Here is a 16,690-nt window from a genome sequence, read left to right as displayed (position 1 = left end):
CAGGCCAACAACTGATAGTCGCACTTTAGTCTTGAATACATACTTTCGGGGAATAGTTCACCTGTAAAAATTTAGGATAATGATGCGATCGTACTTTTGGTCTTATATTTGTAAGGAAACAGATATGTTCAAACATAAAATTGAGCTTCTCCTGCTCTCATCCCTGTTGCTAAGTGGATGTGGAGGCTCTGACTCTCCCGCTGAAGAGGTTGAACCTCCAGTCGTTCCACCACCAGCGCCGACGCCTACTGAGTTTGAACATAAGATAGAAGGTACTATCGCCTATTTAGGCGCTGTAGCAGGAGCTGATATCTGCGTTGATTTAGATATGAACAAGCGCTGTGATGAAACAGAGCCCCAATCAAGCAGTGAAACTGACGGCAGTTATCAGATAAACTGGAACAGCAACACTGAAAATCCACAGTACTACCTAATTGCTAACTGGACAGATACACAAACCTCAACACTAGCTACTCCAGCTCCACTAGCAAGCCAGTTCAAAGCTAACGCGCTTAACCTCTCAAGTTCTAACACAGACGATGATAACACGCAGCATCAAAGACTAAATGCCGTTATCGGTAATGGCATAGGTCAGTTATTCTCACTCCAAGATCACAGTGGTGCAATTAACGCGTTAACTCATATCGAATTCCAACGCTATGAGATGATGCTTGAACAGGCACTATCGAGCAGCGAGATTTTGCTAAAAAAGCAGGAACTAGCACTGATCCTTGACTCCCTTTACCCCCACTCTGGTAGTAATGTTTATCAAGTCTCAGCTGAGCAAAGCGAGGCTATAGAGTTTGTTGATACCCAAAGGTTACACTCTCACCTCACCGCACTTATCAACGATAATCTGACTGCTATTCTGGGGATTGATGAGCTATTTTCAAGCAGTAAAGCGGGGCTTATCGCCTTATCTGAGGAGAGTGGCCTCTCTCTTGAAAGCTACCTCAATAGCGATCCTATCGATGTGCGCTTTTTAGTCAATAATACCTTGATAGCACAGGGCTATATCGATACACCATTCGATGAAAAAATCATGTCTGAAGTGGACTGGCAGGTACTTCAAACCAATATAATGAACGATGATTTAACGCCAAACAAATTTACCTTAGCCCCCGTCCACCTTAACAGTTTCTTCTCACTGGACTATGGCAATCCAGATCTGACCCTTTTGGGCTTTATCAATGATAATCAAATAACAGCCAGCATTGCCGACTCAAGCAGTGTACAAGAAACACCACTTGAGTGCTGGAATGGTCAACTTGAAAAATGGATTAATGGCAACCGGAATGATCAAGGTTACCAACCCAACGCTTTGGCGTTTAACAATAATACGCTCACTACCCATTATGACGGTACAAATGTGCCGATACACTTTAGTATTGAAAAACATCACAGAGACAGTGAACAGTGGCAAGCGATTATCAGTGCAACGCCTGAGGAATTAAAACTAGATCAACTTGTTTGGCCGGAATATATCTATCGTTACCATATCGAACAAACACAAGATGTGATGTGCCGTGTTGAAACTGACTTTCTAACTTGGGATATGCCAATCCATAATGACCCAGAGCAGTTAACAACAGCCGATATCGCCCGTCTTTTCTGGCCTGCTTTCTATCCTGATGAGGTGGTTATTGATGAGGAAAATCAACGGTTATCTGTTGAACTCACACTAGGCAACTTAAGCACCTTCGAGTGGTCACTGCAAACCAGCCCGAATGACCTATCAGTGATACATATTCTTGAAGTCGATGTTCCTCAGGAGTTAGACGCCATCATCTTACCGGATGATTACCTGATTGAAGGCGATAAAATCATTGAGATCGAAATTAACCCAGCGAACAGTTTCGATGATATGAACGATTACCTTCAACTCACCTATGATGCTGAAGAGGAGAGTTTCAGTCAGAGAATCTATGCACATATTATCTCACTGCTACCTAGTCGCTAATGATTAAATTTTTAACGGGGGCAAAAAGCCCCCTTTTTGTGGAGTCTCACCCTATGTTACGTGTTGGTTTTAACCTACTACTGGCAGCAAGTGTCATCTTCAGCTATCAAGCCTTAGCTGAAACACAACTTTTCAAGCCTTTAGCTGAAGCAAAAGTGGATGAAAAAGCTAATCGACACTTTAGTCATTATCCACTTCTCACAGGCCTTGATAAGAGCAAGTATTTGACAGAGCAAGTTAGCGGCAAGCTCTCTCGTATCTCCTATGAACTACCTGTTAGCTTTGAGCCAATTCACGTGGTCAATAACTATAAAACTCAAATAATCAAACTAGACGGTACACTGCTCTTTGAATGCACAGGGAAGGAGTGTGGAAAGAAAGATAAATTACAAAAACAGATCCGCCCACTGAATACCATTCCTAAAAATCAGCCAGCCCTACTCACAGCTAAGTTAACCTTAGATAAAAAACAGTTGTATCTATCACTCTATGCCGCCAGTTGGCACAAGGGGACGAGCTTGCAACTCGATACCGTTGAAGTCATCCCAGAGCCACTGGATCTGATTGAAGTTAACCAAGCATATCTTGGTAGTGAAATAGCTCAAACCCAATTTAAAGACAGGTCCAATAAAGATGAGCGTAACAGTAAAGACCATCCGATGATTAAGCGTCTACCTGGTGCCTATATTACGGATTATGAGCAGTATGACTTTGGCCAAACCAAAGTCATCACAGGCATTAATAAGAAAAAGCACCAAGTTAAAACCCTTGAGGGCCGAATCACCGATATTAGTTATGATCTCCCCCGTAACTACTCAGAATATGAGGTTAATGCAAACTATAAAGTAGCCCTAACTCAACTAGGTTTTACCCCACTATTTAACTGCCAAGGAAAGGAGTGTGGCGGAAAAAGTAAGGTTTATCAAAATATAAAAACATTAGCGCATATCGGCAGGGACGAGAGTCAATTTTATAGCCTTTATAGACTAGAACGTCCACAGGGTAATGTTTATGCAATGACTTATATCATCGGCTTTGAAGATGGATTATGGGGCGAGATAAAACTGATTGAAGAAACGCAACTTATCGATGATAGAGTCGCCATTGATCTTGAAGGCCTGACAGACAAAATGGCCGAAACAGGCCATGTAGCGCTCGATGGGTTACTGTTTGAGTTTGACAGCGATAAGATGCTTCCCGAAGCCAAAGCTGTTGTAAAAGTGGTGGCAAGTTACCTTAAATCTCACCCTAAACAGCGTTTTTATGTTATCGGACACACAGATGATCAAGGTAAACAGAGCTACAACCAGCTATTGTCAGATAAACGAGCAAAAGCGGTTGTAAAGCAGCTTACAACTGCACATCAAATCCCTAAAGATCAGCTAACGGGTAAGGGAGTGGGCGAATACTCCCCCGTTGCCAACAACAGCAATGAAGCGGGCCAAAAACTTAATCGGCGTGTTGAATTGGTACTGAGATCCGATCAGCAATAAGCTAAATTAAGGGAGAGGCTAACCGAAAGTTAACCTCTCCCTAAGCTCTTAGACAATAGTTCTTGAGCAATAAAACTTTGAGCAACAGGTACTTGGTAAATAGGCTATTGCACCTGGAAGCTAGGCTCTGTTCTTGAAAGCTTTCTCTTTGAGGATTTAGCATATTTGGCAATTTTTTTATTGCCAGCTTGTTCATATATTTTATTGAGCACATCGTGGTAGCGACCATTACCACTGGAAGCCAAAACTTTACATAACCAAGCCATGGCATCCCCCATCCCTTTATCTTCGATATCTTTAAGTTCCCAAATCCTCTGTGCAACTTGATCTAATGCCGCTGTATTGCTCAGTTTGGTTGCTATCGCTTCACGGGCACTTTTACGAACCAAGTTATAGTCACTGCTCAGCAGTTGAGACACCAGAGCTAGTTCAGTGGGGTCGACATCTGTAGTATCGATTTCTGATTGGGTATAAGCATTTTTAAGCACCCAAACATTCTTGTCTAAACTAAACTCCATTGAACCAGCGTTGAGGTAGCTAATTCGCAGGTTTTGCAGTCTAACATTACCAAGAAACGGCCTAAAACTAGTGCGTACATATTGGCCAACACTGTTAGGCTGGCCCAGCTCTGTAAGTACATCCTCTAAGCTTGCCCCGACGCTCAACTGTAAAAACTCTTTTTTTGAAACTTGAGCGTTAGCCGCTAACTCCGTGAGCTCCTTTTTCACTTGTTCGGCATCAAAATCGGTAAGATCAACCGCCTCTCCCTGACCATCACCGATCTCTTTTAGCGCATCTTTAATATAACGTCTCAACTTTTTAGAGCTTGTTTTACTTTGCAACTCGAGTAACAACTCCCTGTACCTTACCTGTTTAGAAGCTCCAAGGGCTTTTGCTAGCCAAGCTAATGTATCCTCCTGCTCGCCGTTATTTTCAAGTTCACTATTAATTAATACCCATGCAGCAAGATCGAGAAGCTCTGGACTTTCAGGAGGAAGATGGTACAGATCTTTCGCTGCTAATTTGTTATCTGCAGCATTATCACTGACTAGCAACAAGCCAAAAACAACATTCCTAGGCTCAACAGCCAGACTCATGGTTGAAAAAGTAACGAGTAGTAAAATAAGCATTAATCTAATCAAAATAACTTTCCTTAGTAATTTTGCACAATAATCAGACACAAGCTACAGGATAAAGCGCTGCTTTTCCAGCAGTGAACCCGATGAAAACTCTGACAATAAATAGCGTATACTGTCACTTAATGCTAACAAACAAGGTCTATTTTCGGTCATGAGTCTCTCGCCACTTGAGCGCTATCAATACAAGCTCACTCAATCAGACTTTGCCGATGATCCTGTTCAGCGTCATAGCGTTACTCAGCTAGAACTTCTTTATCAAGCCCTTAAAGTCCCCTCTTCTCAAAAAACTTTGGGGCTCTATCTTTGGGGCGATGTAGGTCGCGGCAAAACCATGTTGATGGACCTTTTCTGTGACGCAGCTGTAGAACTGTTAGATCAGCCTCCTCTTAGGCTGCACTTTCACCGCTTTATGGCCCGTATACATAAGGAGATGATACGGGAATCCGGCAACACAGACCCCTTAAAGCGAATCGCTAAGCGTATCGCCTCTGAAACTAGGCTTATCTGCTTTGATGAGTTTTTTGTTTCAGATATTGGTGATGCCATGATCTTAGGTACCCTCTTTAGCGCCCTTTTTGAGCTCGATGTGCTACTTGTTGCAACCTCAAATATCCCCATTGCACGCCTGTATGAAAATGGCCTACAGAGACAGAGATTTGAGCCCACCATCAGATTGCTAGCGCAGCATACTCAAGAGATACACCTTAATGGAGAGCATGATCACCGACTTAGGCATCTGAACTACCATCAAACCTATTTTCTCGAACCCAAGTCAGATTTCTCCACTCTGTTCGAACAATTAAGCTCAGACTCTGTTAGCAGTAAGCAACCACTAATGATCTTAGGCAGGCCCATTGAGGTTATTAAAGCCAACCAAAAACAGGCTTGGCTCGATTTTGACGCCCTGTGTAATGGCCCACGCTCACAGCTAGATTATATCGAGCTAGCTAGCCGCTTTGAGGTTATCCTGCTTAGTGATATTCCCCCCCTTGGCGGTGAACCCAGAGGCTGGATCCGTGCCCGTGGCACAGAGGATGGTTGCCAAGCTACTCAAACGGGTGAGAGGCAACTCAATTATGCGGTAAACGACGATCCTGCAAGGCGATTTATCAGCCTAGTCGATGAGCTTTACGATCAAGGAGTCGCGCTCTACCTTAGCGCCTCAGTGGCACTTGAGGAGCTCTATATTGGTGGAGCACTCAGCTTTGAATTTAGACGAACTTATAGCCGCTTAACAGAGATGCAATCACTTGAGTATTTAAGTTTTAAAACCCTGTAATTTAGGGAATATTTCTCTTAACCACCCAGAGTCCACATCAACTATCCCTATCTACCCTCACAAATAAAACCAGATATAAATCAATTAAATACCCCAAAAAAATAGCACTTCAGCAGTACAAGCCAAGGTCGCTTTTTTCAGTTCGAAAACATTTGCATTTTCACTGAATCGAACAAAACTTAATAGATGGGGAATACGCTTTAGGAGGGTAAAAATGATCAAACAAAGCCTCACATCTCTTTTGTTATTCTGCACACTACTAACCGCATGTGAGCCAGATCCTCTTGTGCGTCGCCAGGTCAAAGGCATAGCCCCCATGGGCAGTGAAAAGCCTATTCTAGCAGTAGAGAAACATATCAGCTTAACACCAAGGCCTGAGGAGAGTTTCTCTTTCCCGATCCCTTTAGGAGGTATAGGCCCCGTTGATGCTTTATATGCTGGCGAACGCCAATACCCCTTTTACTGCATGACGATAGATGCGGGTTTAGGTCAACCCATTGTCGATAACCAGAATGGGGATGGTGTCACCATCTATGATGATAATAATCAGCCTATTGGCTTCAGTAAAGATTGCTTAATCACATCACGGATCGATTACTTCTACGCAAAAACTGGCACAGATATCATTCAAGATTATGATATCAACAATCCACCAGCGAGAGAGCTAATAGCCACAACCAATATCAATGGGGTTGAAGTACCGGAGATTTTTCGCCTTGAGAGAGGCAGTATCAACCGCTACATCTACTACATGATGATGCTAGTGCCCCAAAACAGCATAGGGGACAGAATGGCTAAGGATTATTGGAATCAAAAACTAATCTACCAATTTAAAGGTGGTGCCAGTATCGGATTTCGTCAGGGGCGAATGGGGGCTCATAGGTTTATCAACCGTCGCCACTCTCTGTTAAGGCAAGGCTATGCCGTCATTGGCTCTAGCGGTAACAACACCAGTTACAGCTACAATATGTTACTTGCTGAGGACACTGCCAGACGAGTAAAGAAGCAGTTTACCTCACTCTATGGTGATCCCCTCTATACCTTAGGCATTGGTGGCTCTGGTGGTGCACTGGCACAATATCTAATCGCGCAAAACAGCACAGGTATTCTCGACGGCTTAATGCCTATCTATAGCTACCCTGACATGGTGTCACAATCAATATTTCTACTCGATTGTGACCTTCTCCAACACTACTTTAATGTCACAGATAACAGTAACGAGAAATGGCGGGACTGGGAACAGAGGGAGAAGATAGAGGGGATGAATGGCATCAATGATTTCGACCATCCCTATACCTTTTTGGTCCCTCTCAATCAGATGATAGCTGGTGCTTGGCCATCGATGCCAAATGGCAGTAGCGAATGTGTTTACTCCTGGTTTATCGCAGCAACCTTCTTCTACAACCCTAAACAGGGCTTTGTAAAACCTTACTTTTCTGACGAGGTAAAAGAGCAGGTAAACTGGACCTACTGGCAAGACTTAGCTCAAATATATGGCACCGATAAACATGGTTTTGCCCGCACTACTTGGGGCAATGAAGGGGTGCAATATGGACTGGTCGCCTTAAGAAAGGGTGAGATCAGCATCGAAGAGTTTATCAAGCTTAACCAATATATCGGTTCTTGGGTGCCACAAAATAAGATGAAAAAAGAGAGTGCTATCACTCCTTTTGGCATGAGGTTTCCACTCTGGCTAAGCCTTTGGAGCCGAAACAATATCACAGAACCCTCTCCCCACACGGCTAAAAGAAAACCTGCCGATCCAAAGGCTATCGTGAACGGTTACCGCTATGGACAAGTGTTTATCGGTAAAGCTGAGTTACCTATTTTAGAGATCCGTCACTACCTAGAGGACGACCTTAATATGCACCATACCTCAGCCTCCTTTGAGAGCCGTTTGAGGATACAAGATTATCAAGGTCATAATGATAACCAAGTGATCTGGGTTTCTCACAAAGAGCACACTCCCATAGATGAAGGCGTCGACTATTTAGATCGTTGGCTTATGACCATCATCGACTCAGATGACAAAGATCCGGTAAATGCTAAACCTGAGTCCCTGCGTGATACCTGCTTAAATAACAAAGGAGAGGTATTGTATGAGGGGGAGAGTGTTTGGGATGGCGAATGGAACAACCGCCCTACAGGCCCCTGCAGTCAGGTTTACCCTATCTACAGCAATATTCGAGTGCAAGCTGGTGGTCCTTGGGCTGGCAGTATCTTCAAATGTGGACAGATCTCAATCTCACAAGCGATAAAACAGGGGGTTTACGGCTCAGTCTCTATGTCGCCCTACCAGAAGCAGTTAGAAACTATTTTCCCAGATGGCGTCTGTGACTACTCTCAAGGAGACATCGCCAGACCTAATATGGGATTAACTCCAAGTCTGCAAGCACGAGAAAGCACTACAGATTTAAAAGAGCAAACGGGCAACGAACCACTGAGAATAGAGCAGTAACCGATTACACATAGAGGGCATTCTTACCCTCTATTTTCCTCGCCGAGACCTAAACGTTAACCTTACTAAATACATGGTTAATAAAGAGATAAAAGCACTACTGTAAAAACTTTTCTCCGCATATGCTTATCTATTACATCTGCTGGACAATGGGTAAATAGAAGTTATTCTTATTTATACACTCTTTAATACCTAAGTTAAAAGCACAAGATAGACACTCAACCGTCTCACCACCTTGTGGTTAGTAGAGCATACCTAGATAAGGAAATATTGATGAATAAATTTTCACTCAAGGCTAAATTAATAGGAAGTGCTGGTTTTCTGTTATTCCTACTCATTTTCAGCTCAGGGTTCGCTATCTACTCCATGAATAAAATTGGTATTGAGCTTGAGGCCATTGCCGAGCAGGATATTCCTCTTACTGAAAAGCTTGCGGCCATTACCACCCACCAGCTTGAGCAAGCAATACAGTTTGAACGTGCCATGCATTACGGCAGTATTTTACAACTTGAGGAGAGTGCTGCGGCCAAATTACAAAAAGCAATCAAGCAGTTTGACCATGGAAATGAAGAGATAGAGAGTGAAATCTCATTAGCCAAGAGCATGAGCAAAAATGCCATGATTAATGCTACCGGAGCAAGCTTAGCTGAGTTTGAATCTCTAAATCTTGGACTTAAAAAAATAGATGTCGAGCATAAAAGCTTTGTTAAGCACGCCCATGAAGTCTTTGATTTACTCAATCAAGGCCAGAGACATGCGGCTGAGGTCCTTGCAGAGCAAGTAGCACTTGAGGAAGAGAAATTAGACAACGAGCTTAAAATCCTACTTAGTGAAATCAGTCAGTTTACAGAAACCAGTGCCAAGCACGCAGAGAATTACGAGCACAATGCTATCTTTATGCTCACCATCATAGCCGCAGTTAGTGTTCTGTTTGGTATCATCACCAGCTGGTTCACCACCACTACCATTATTAATGGGCTCCGCGCTGCGATTACCACAGCATCAGGGGATCTAAGCCAAAAAATTGAAGTGACTAGTAAAGATGAGATAGGTGAGCTTTTAACTGCCATGAACGATATGAGACAGAAGCTATTAACTCTCTTCTCCGACATCGCCGAGATGACAGTACAACTATCAACCGCTGCCGAAGAGGTCTCTGTGGTCACGGCGCAAACTAGCTCCACGATAGAGGCACAACGTGATGAGACTGCTCAGGTAGCCACTGCCATGAATGAGCTAACAACCACCAGCCGAGATGTCGCCAACAACATAGCTCAAACAGCCGACTCCGCAACTCAAGTCTCAGAACAAACGGTAAAAGGCACAAAAGTTGTGGAGCAGGTGATAGAGCAGATCAATGAACTTGCCGAGCAATTAGAGGGATCGGCTCATGCTATCGGAGAAGTAGAGAGTCAAAGCAGTGCCATCACCTCGATGTTAGAAGTAATAAGGGGAATAGCCGAACAAACTAACCTATTGGCACTCAATGCAGCCATAGAGGCAGCCCGTGCAGGTGAACAGGGACGCGGTTTTGCAGTGGTTGCCGATGAAGTGAGAACCCTTGCCACTCGGACCCAGCAATCTACCGAAGAGATAAATGAGATAATTGGTAAATTACAGTCTGGTACCAGCAAAGCCGTTTCAGTTATGGATCAAAGTCAGGCACAGTCAAAAGTAGCCGTTGATTTGGCAAGTCACTCAGGGGATTCTCTTAGCTTAATTGCACAAGCAATGGATAACATCAATCAGATGAGCGCGCAAATCGCCTCGGCCTCAGAGGAGCAATGTGCAGTTTCAGAAGAGGTAAACCGCAATATAGATAAGATACACAATATGTCTATCGAACTCTCAACCGGAGCGACTCAAACCGCTCAAGCGGGTCAAGAACTAGCAGAGATAAGTGTTCGCCTGCAATCACAAGTGGCACAATTTCAAACTTAACTCCAGTTTAAAAAAGTCTATTCCAAGCCTTGTGACAGCTATCTGCAACTAAGTTGTAGATAGCACTTTGACCTCTCTTACGATCACACATAAAATCACTTCATCTTTCAGCTCATAATTAAGAGCCAAAACAATGGAATCGAGCATAGATATTGGCTGGTGGCAACTCACTGCTTTTATGTCAGTGCTACTTATCCCTCTAGCGATAAATCTTAAACTGCAACTAAAGCTAGGGCGGGAGATATCCATAGCCGTGATCCGCATGACGGTTCAACTTATCCTTGTCGGTCTCTACCTAGAGTTCCTTTTCTCTCTAAACAGCCTATTCATCAATAGTTTATGGTTGAGTATTATGGTGCTTATCGGCGCCAGCGCTATTATCACCGGGGCTAAACTTCCCAAACGAGCGCTTTATCTACCTGTGCTGACAGGTCTTGTCATAGGGGTCGCCCCTCTTATGCTGATCTTGCTTTTACTACTGTTAAAACCACAACCTCTCTATAGTGCCCAATACTTAATTCCACTGGCAGGTATGTTGTTAGGTAACTGCTTAAGCGGCAATATTGTTGCCCTACAACGCTTATTTAATGCTCTTGACGAGAAGAAGATGGAGTATGAGGGGATACTTGCTTTAGGAGGCACACCTTACCAAGGGGCCTTCCCCTTTCTGCAATCTGCACTATCTCAATCCTTGGCTCCTATACTGGCCTCGATGACCAGTATGGGGTTGGTGACCCTACCGGGTATGATGACAGGACAAATTTTAGGGGGAAGCGATCCCATGTTAGCAGTGAAATATCAGCTGATTATTCTGGTGGCGATTTTTGTGACCTTAACGGTCTCAGTCACTATATCTTTAACCCTGTCCATTAAGAGGAGCATCACTGACACAGGTTTAATAAAGATAAAACAGCTAAGATTGAGTCACCAAAGGGATAAGCAAATCTAGACATTCAACTTATCTGCTCATTTTCAAACTTTATTGAGTGATCTATTAAGTTTATAAGTAAAAAAATCCACCACTTTATTGCTGCTTGACTGTTTGTGTCGCCAATACCTCTATACCATTTTGCGTTATGAATATATGCGTATTATTAAATGGCCACCACTCCTGAGCATAAAGTTCATCTCTAAACTGATCCCAGCCAACAAATGAGTCATCATGAGTAAAACTAAACTCACAGCTTTGACTTCGACAATTCACACCTTTGACAATGAGTTCACCACTGGCTTCCGACATCTGAACAAAATCAGCAAGCCGAGTCTCGACATCATAGGCCCACTGTTCATCTCTACGTTCTGCATTAATTAACCTTTTAATGCCTTTGGATGAAGCCACACCAGAGTGCTGTGCGAGTTCATTCTGTATTTTATCTTCCAACTGCTTCTCTATGAGAGATTGTGCATATTCAGTCAAACCAGCTTCCAACTCGGCTGTCAGCTCCTCTATGGTTACAGACTTTGACTCTACAAGTGCATTAAGTCTATCTATCTCATCCGTCATCTGCTCCAATCGAGATTCAAGAGTTGCAATATTCGCTTTATCTATCTCTCCCTCTTCCCTAAGGTTCCTGTTAAGCTCAGCCAAAGATTCTGCATCTTTTTCTATGGATTCAGACCTTGTAACTCTAAGCTCCTTATCTGAATAACTCTTAACGCTACTGTTACCAGACACTAGAGTTAAACTGAAAAGAAAAGCACCGCAGAGACCACTTAAGATAAACGCGATAAAAAGTTTGATTCCATTCATAATGACTCCATGACAAGTTTTCAAAAACTTATTATTAACAAATGAAGTTTTGATGATAAGCCGTAAAAGTTTAAATAACTACTTTCACGCTGGAGTCGAGATAAATAACAGGTAAAAAAACAGAGATTAGCTAGATAGTAGATTAAACAAACAGCGCTATAACACTGCCCACTGTCGCAGCCGCTTTTAGAAACTGGCCTGCCGTGTAGGAGTCATCCTCCGCTTGATCCACCTTATCGGGATGATCCATACCTAATGCACCATAGGCAAAAGACTTTACTCCGCCGCTGGCTTCATCCTCTTTTGCCTCAACTTGAGTACTAACTTGAGTGCTATTTTGAGTATTATTAGCTAACTTTTGCTCTCTCTCACTTAAACTAAGTGCAGCAGGGGATAACTTCACTTTAGCTAAGGGCACCTCTGCCATATTAGAAGAGACAAGGTCTTTAGTTTGATGCTGAGGTTGTGTTTGGTGACTTAGATCATTGATCGAGGTCGATGCAGCAATATTTCCAATCGCCATTTAGGCTTCCTAACAGAACATGAGGCATTGATAGGAATATAATTCAAAACGTCATACAGTAAAATCTGAACTTGATGAATAACTGCAACAATTCGTATCAGTATTAAATATTTCACTAAAATCGATAATCGAGCCTGATAGCAAAATCATCAAAACAGTCACTATTCAACTCGAAGTGCTGCCAATTGAATCGAAAGCTGGCATTAGCATTTAACGTGTACTCCAAACCAACTCCCCCATAGGGAGATATCCCGCTTTGCTCTCCATACCACTGATTCAGATTATCATGGGAGTATTGCTTCCAATTAAACCCTCCCAAATGGATGGAGCTTGATAATCGAGGAGTTAGCTCATAACGATAACCCAATTTGGCTCCCCAACCTTCATACTCCCCAACTTCCTGAGCTAAGCTTTTCCACTCATTAAGCGCTAACACTGGCAGCTCAGAGAATAAAAAGTTATCTCTGCCAAGTGCGATCTGTTCAAACCCCAATTGCCAATTTGAGCGACTGGTGTAACCGATCTCAAACTTATCTCCCTCCCCCTTAATTCGAAACTCCAGTCCTAAGTGAGTAGCGCCGTCATCTTGAGTATGATCACTGCCCTCAAGTATCTGTTGAAGGTAGTAGTCCCTAATCTCCCGACTGACATCGGCCGCCATCACAGTGTTACACAACAATAGACAAGCCAATAGGCACAACCAAAAAAGGGGAAAAACCGTTTTCTCTTTCACTGGTTTAAGGAGGCAATAGGGAGCTTTAACTCTCTTTTTAGGCAAAGAGATAACACTGAAGGTCAGATAATCAGGAGCCATTGCTCCACATTGAGAACGATTTGTAATGGGTTTCATGGGCGACTCCAAGAACTAAGCTGACGTACTAAGTACACAGCAATAGTCGAGCCAACCAGTACACCCACATTAGTTTCAATGCCTTAAGAGGGTTCCTCATATAAAAGACAAAAATATGCCGCATAATGCGAAGCGTTATACTTAAAACTTAGGGGTAAAGCGGCAAAATGACTCTGCTCCTCCTTGAGCTAAAAAAGAGTGACAATTCTAATCTACTAAGATCCTCTGATAGATATCCATTACACGATTAGCATGTTCAGCAACCAAGTCTAAAGGTAGCTCACCGGGCTTTTGTTGCAATGTCTGCCTATGGCTCTCATCACGAAGAAATAGGTATGCTTGTATGAGAGACTCAACATCTGCATGGGCCAATATTCCCAGCTCGCCTAACCCAGTAAAGATACGAATGTTATCTGACCAAAATGAAAGCTCATTATGTTGATTGGCATTGGCCAGTACCAGATACTGAGCAATAAACTCAATATCGGCTATCCCGCCAGCGCTCTGTTTTAGATCAAAATGGCCAGTTTTTACTTTCAGCAGGTGATCACGCATCTTAGTACGCATATCCCTTACTGCTTTAGCTAAGTCAGACCCATCTCTTGCAAGCTGTAACACTTCAGATCTCAACTCACTAAAACGGCTAGATAATCCATTACTACCAAACATAAAGCGAGCACGAACCAGAGCCTGGTGCTCCCATGTCCACGCCTCTTCACGTTGATACTCACCAAAGTACTCAATCTCACTGACCAATAAGCCTGAGGCCCCCGATGGTCTTAGTCGCATATCCACCTCATAGAGCTCACCCGACGTGGTCCGAGTTGAGAATAAATGAAGAATCCGCTGAGCCAATTTAAGATAGAAGTGCCCAACCTCAATGGGGCGATCACCATCTGTTTCCCCTTGATCTGGATATTTTTCCCGAGAAAAACTATGCAGGAAAACCAGATCGAGATCTGAGCCATACCCCAGCTCTATCCCTCCCGCCTTACCATAACCAATCACAGCGAAGCCGGTGACTCCCTCCTCTAAATAAGCGGGAACACCGTGGCGGGCAGTAACCTGTTGCCAAGCTTGCATCACTACCTGTTCGATAATGGCCTCAGATAAAAGAGTAAGATGATCGCTGACCTGACTCACAGGTAGTACACCAGTCACATCTGCGGCGGCAATTTTTAACTGCTGAGACAGCTTAAATTGACGCAAAGCTTCCATCTGCTGTTCCATATCCTCCTCAGGCACTCGTAAAAGGTACTGCCTAAGCTCACTGCCATAGTCATCTAAAGAGGTGGTGTCATAAAGCTGGGTGGGATCGATAAGCTCATCGAGCAACATGGGAAATTTAGCCAGTTGAGCCGCAATCCAAGGACTGGCACAACACAGGCTCACCAGCTGTTGGCGCGCTCCAGGGTTTTCATAGAGCAACTCAAGGTAGGTCGTACGAGTTAAGATCTGATCGATCACTTTTGAAACAGAGTTGAGTGCATCTGAGGGCGTCGGTAAATTAGTAAACTCTCTCAATAGCCAAGGCATCAGCTTGTCCAGCGTGTCTCTGCCCCTTGGACCGATACTGCGATTAGCAACCGTCTCACGCCAAGATTTGAGCTGTGGCCACAATTCTGGGTCGTCAATCATCTGCTCTTTAATCAAGGTTTGCGCATCATCATCTTCATAGGCGATCCACAACTGCTGAGTCCAAAGATCGGCTCCTTCGTCTTGAGTTCGTCCACCCACAGTCTCAATAAAGTGACGATGGATCTTACTCATGGCCGATTCAATATGGGTGCGCAACTCAGCTTCAGAAGCCATGCCCATACAGTGGCATAATCGATACCAGTTCAAGCCACTATCAGGCAAGGTTTGTGTTTGTTGATCCCCTATCCCCTGAAGCAGATTTTCAACCCGTCTCAGCAGCAAATAACTCTGCTTAAGCTCATCAACGGCCAAATACTCTAACTGGCCTAACTGATATAAAGTATCAATTGCAGCAAACAAGCTCTGCTGTCTCAACGAAGGCTCACGCCCTCCACGAATAAGCTGAAAACTTTGCACCACAAACTCAACTTCTCGGATCCCGCCCGCGCCCAACTTAATGTTATCGGTGAGCTGGCGACGTCTCACCTCTTGGGTAATGAGCTGCTTCATCTTACGCAGAGACTCGATAGCCGAAAAATCGATATAGCGGCGATAGACAAATGGCCTGAGCATAGAGTGGAGCTCATCAGAGAAAGCGGTCCAAGGCCCTAGTGCTCTGGCTTTCACCATGGCATAACGCTCCCAATCTCTACCTTGCTCTTGGTAGTAATCTTCAAGGCCACTAAAGCTAACAACTAAGGGACCACTCTCACCATAAGGGCGCAATCGCATATCAACACGGTAGACAAATCCGTCCACAGTCACTTGATGCAGCATATTAACTAAACGCTGTCCCATACGGATAAAGAACTGCTGATTCTCAATCGCTCTTCGGCCCCCTTGAGTCTCACCATGCTCAGGAAAAGTGAAGATAAGATCGATATCAGAGGAGAAGTTCAGCTCCCTTCCTCCCAATTTCCCCATACCTAGAATAATAAGAGGCTGAGGGTTTCCCTCACTGTCCATTGGGGTGCCATACTGCTTACAAGCCTGAATATAGAGCCAGTCACGGGCTGAGATAATCAGAGCTTCCGCTAGCGCAGACAGATCCAGTAATGAATTTTCTAATGAGGCATAACCTAAAAAGTCCCGCCAAGCTAGGCGCACCATCTGCTTATTTCGATAGCATCTTAAAACTCGGTTAGCTTCATCTTCACTCTGGCACTCACTTAACAAGCCGTGGAGATCTTTATCAAACTCTGAACGTGAAAGGTTATTGAGCTCACCATTGAAAAGGGAGAGTATCCACTGAGGGTGACGGCATAACTGATCGGCAATAAAATCACTCAAACCCATTATGCGATAAAGCTCCTCCCCCTGCTCCTTGGTCAACTCATTGGCAAGTTCAGGGAAAACGTCGTTAATGCGTTGCCAGTAACGATCTGCAACTTCAGAAATAATGGCAGACAGTGGCTTGTTACTGATGTTTTCCATGGCAATAATAATCCCTAACAATTATGACAATCGACTTATTATCATTTAGGACATAATATGTCTTTGTGGTAACAGAAATGTGACGTTAAATGGGTCTAAAGGCCCTATGACACAAGTTAAATAAAAAAAGAGTACTTTTTAATTCAATCTAGAGGTTACTATAACTTAAATCTAGATATATTAAGTTATGAAATAGATAGCTAAAAATAGATATTTATAATTAAC

The 16,690-nt window shown here is 43.6% G+C and carries 11 protein-coding genes; 6 read left to right on the top strand and 5 right to left on the bottom strand.

Annotated elements, in window-relative coordinates:
• Positions 1 to 124: 124 nt before the first annotated feature.
• Both SWOO_RS03770 and SWOO_RS03765 read left to right on the top strand, forming a co-directional pair.
• On the top strand, positions 125 to 1,960 hold the full coding sequence (locus tag SWOO_RS03770) for a hypothetical protein (RefSeq protein ID WP_195742852.1): 1,836 nt from the start codon (positions 125 to 127) through the stop codon (positions 1,958 to 1,960).
• A gap of 53 nt (positions 1,961 to 2,013) precedes the next feature.
• The gene (locus SWOO_RS03765) at positions 2,014 to 3,453 is read left to right on the top strand and encodes an OmpA family protein (RefSeq protein ID WP_041417482.1); all 1,440 of its coding nucleotides are present in this window, start codon (positions 2,014 to 2,016) and stop codon (positions 3,451 to 3,453) included.
• Positions 3,454 to 3,557: 104 nt separating this feature from the next.
• On the opposite strand, the gene SWOO_RS03760 is transcribed toward SWOO_RS03765, so the two are convergent.
• Positions 3,558 to 4,595 (bottom strand): hypothetical protein, encoded by a 1,038-nt coding sequence (locus SWOO_RS03760; protein ID WP_195742851.1) that lies wholly within the window; start codon positions 4,593 to 4,595, stop codon positions 3,558 to 3,560.
• A gap of 148 nt (positions 4,596 to 4,743) precedes the next feature.
• On the opposite strand from SWOO_RS03760, the gene zapE reads away from it, so the two are divergent.
• The 4 genes from zapE (at position 4,744) to SWOO_RS03740 (ending at position 11,219) form a co-directional block, all read left to right on the top strand.
• Positions 4,744 to 5,871 (top strand): cell division protein ZapE, encoded by a 1,128-nt coding sequence (zapE, locus tag SWOO_RS03755; RefSeq protein ID WP_012323376.1) that lies wholly within the window; start codon positions 4,744 to 4,746, stop codon positions 5,869 to 5,871.
• A gap of 214 nt (positions 5,872 to 6,085) precedes the next feature.
• A complete protein-coding gene (locus SWOO_RS03750; RefSeq protein ID WP_012323375.1) occupies positions 6,086 to 8,329 on the top strand; it encodes a DUF6351 family protein in 2,244 nt (747 codons plus the stop codon).
• Between the two features lie 273 nt (positions 8,330 to 8,602).
• Positions 8,603 to 10,270, top strand: coding sequence for a methyl-accepting chemotaxis protein (locus SWOO_RS03745; protein ID WP_012323374.1), 1,668 nt, complete (start codon positions 8,603 to 8,605; stop codon positions 10,268 to 10,270).
• Between the two features lie 133 nt (positions 10,271 to 10,403).
• Positions 10,404 to 11,219: an ABC transporter permease gene (locus tag SWOO_RS03740; protein ID WP_012323373.1), complete on the top strand. Its 816-nt coding sequence runs from the start codon at positions 10,404 to 10,406 to the stop codon at positions 11,217 to 11,219.
• 75 nt (positions 11,220 to 11,294) lie between these two features.
• On the opposite strand, the gene SWOO_RS03735 is transcribed toward SWOO_RS03740, so the two are convergent.
• The 4 genes from SWOO_RS03735 to glnE all read right to left on the bottom strand — a co-directional run bounded on the left by SWOO_RS03735 (position 11,295) and on the right by glnE (position 16,465).
• Positions 11,295 to 12,020 carry a hypothetical protein gene (locus SWOO_RS03735; RefSeq protein ID WP_012323372.1) on the bottom strand — a complete coding sequence of 242 codons (726 nt, stop codon included), beginning with the start codon at positions 12,018 to 12,020 and terminating at the stop codon, positions 11,295 to 11,297.
• Between the two features lie 142 nt (positions 12,021 to 12,162).
• Positions 12,163 to 12,543, bottom strand: coding sequence for a hypothetical protein (locus SWOO_RS03730; protein WP_012323371.1), 381 nt, complete (start codon positions 12,541 to 12,543; stop codon positions 12,163 to 12,165).
• Positions 12,544 to 12,658: 115 nt separating this feature from the next.
• Positions 12,659 to 13,393 carry an outer membrane beta-barrel protein gene (locus tag SWOO_RS03725; RefSeq protein WP_012323370.1) on the bottom strand — a complete coding sequence of 245 codons (735 nt, stop codon included), beginning with the start codon at positions 13,391 to 13,393 and terminating at the stop codon, positions 12,659 to 12,661.
• A 207-nt stretch (positions 13,394 to 13,600) separates the two neighbouring features.
• The gene (glnE, locus tag SWOO_RS03720) at positions 13,601 to 16,465 is read right to left on the bottom strand and encodes a bifunctional [glutamate--ammonia ligase]-adenylyl-L-tyrosine phosphorylase/[glutamate--ammonia-ligase] adenylyltransferase (RefSeq protein WP_012323369.1); all 2,865 of its coding nucleotides are present in this window, start codon (positions 16,463 to 16,465) and stop codon (positions 13,601 to 13,603) included.
• Positions 16,466 to 16,690 lie beyond the last annotated feature (225 nt).

The organism is Shewanella woodyi ATCC 51908 (genome assembly GCF_000019525.1).
Taxonomy (GTDB): Bacteria; Pseudomonadota; Gammaproteobacteria; order Enterobacterales; family Shewanellaceae; genus Shewanella; species Shewanella woodyi.
Note: the sequence above shows the minus strand (reverse complement) of the source record. Positions and strands in the feature narration are given on the sequence as shown.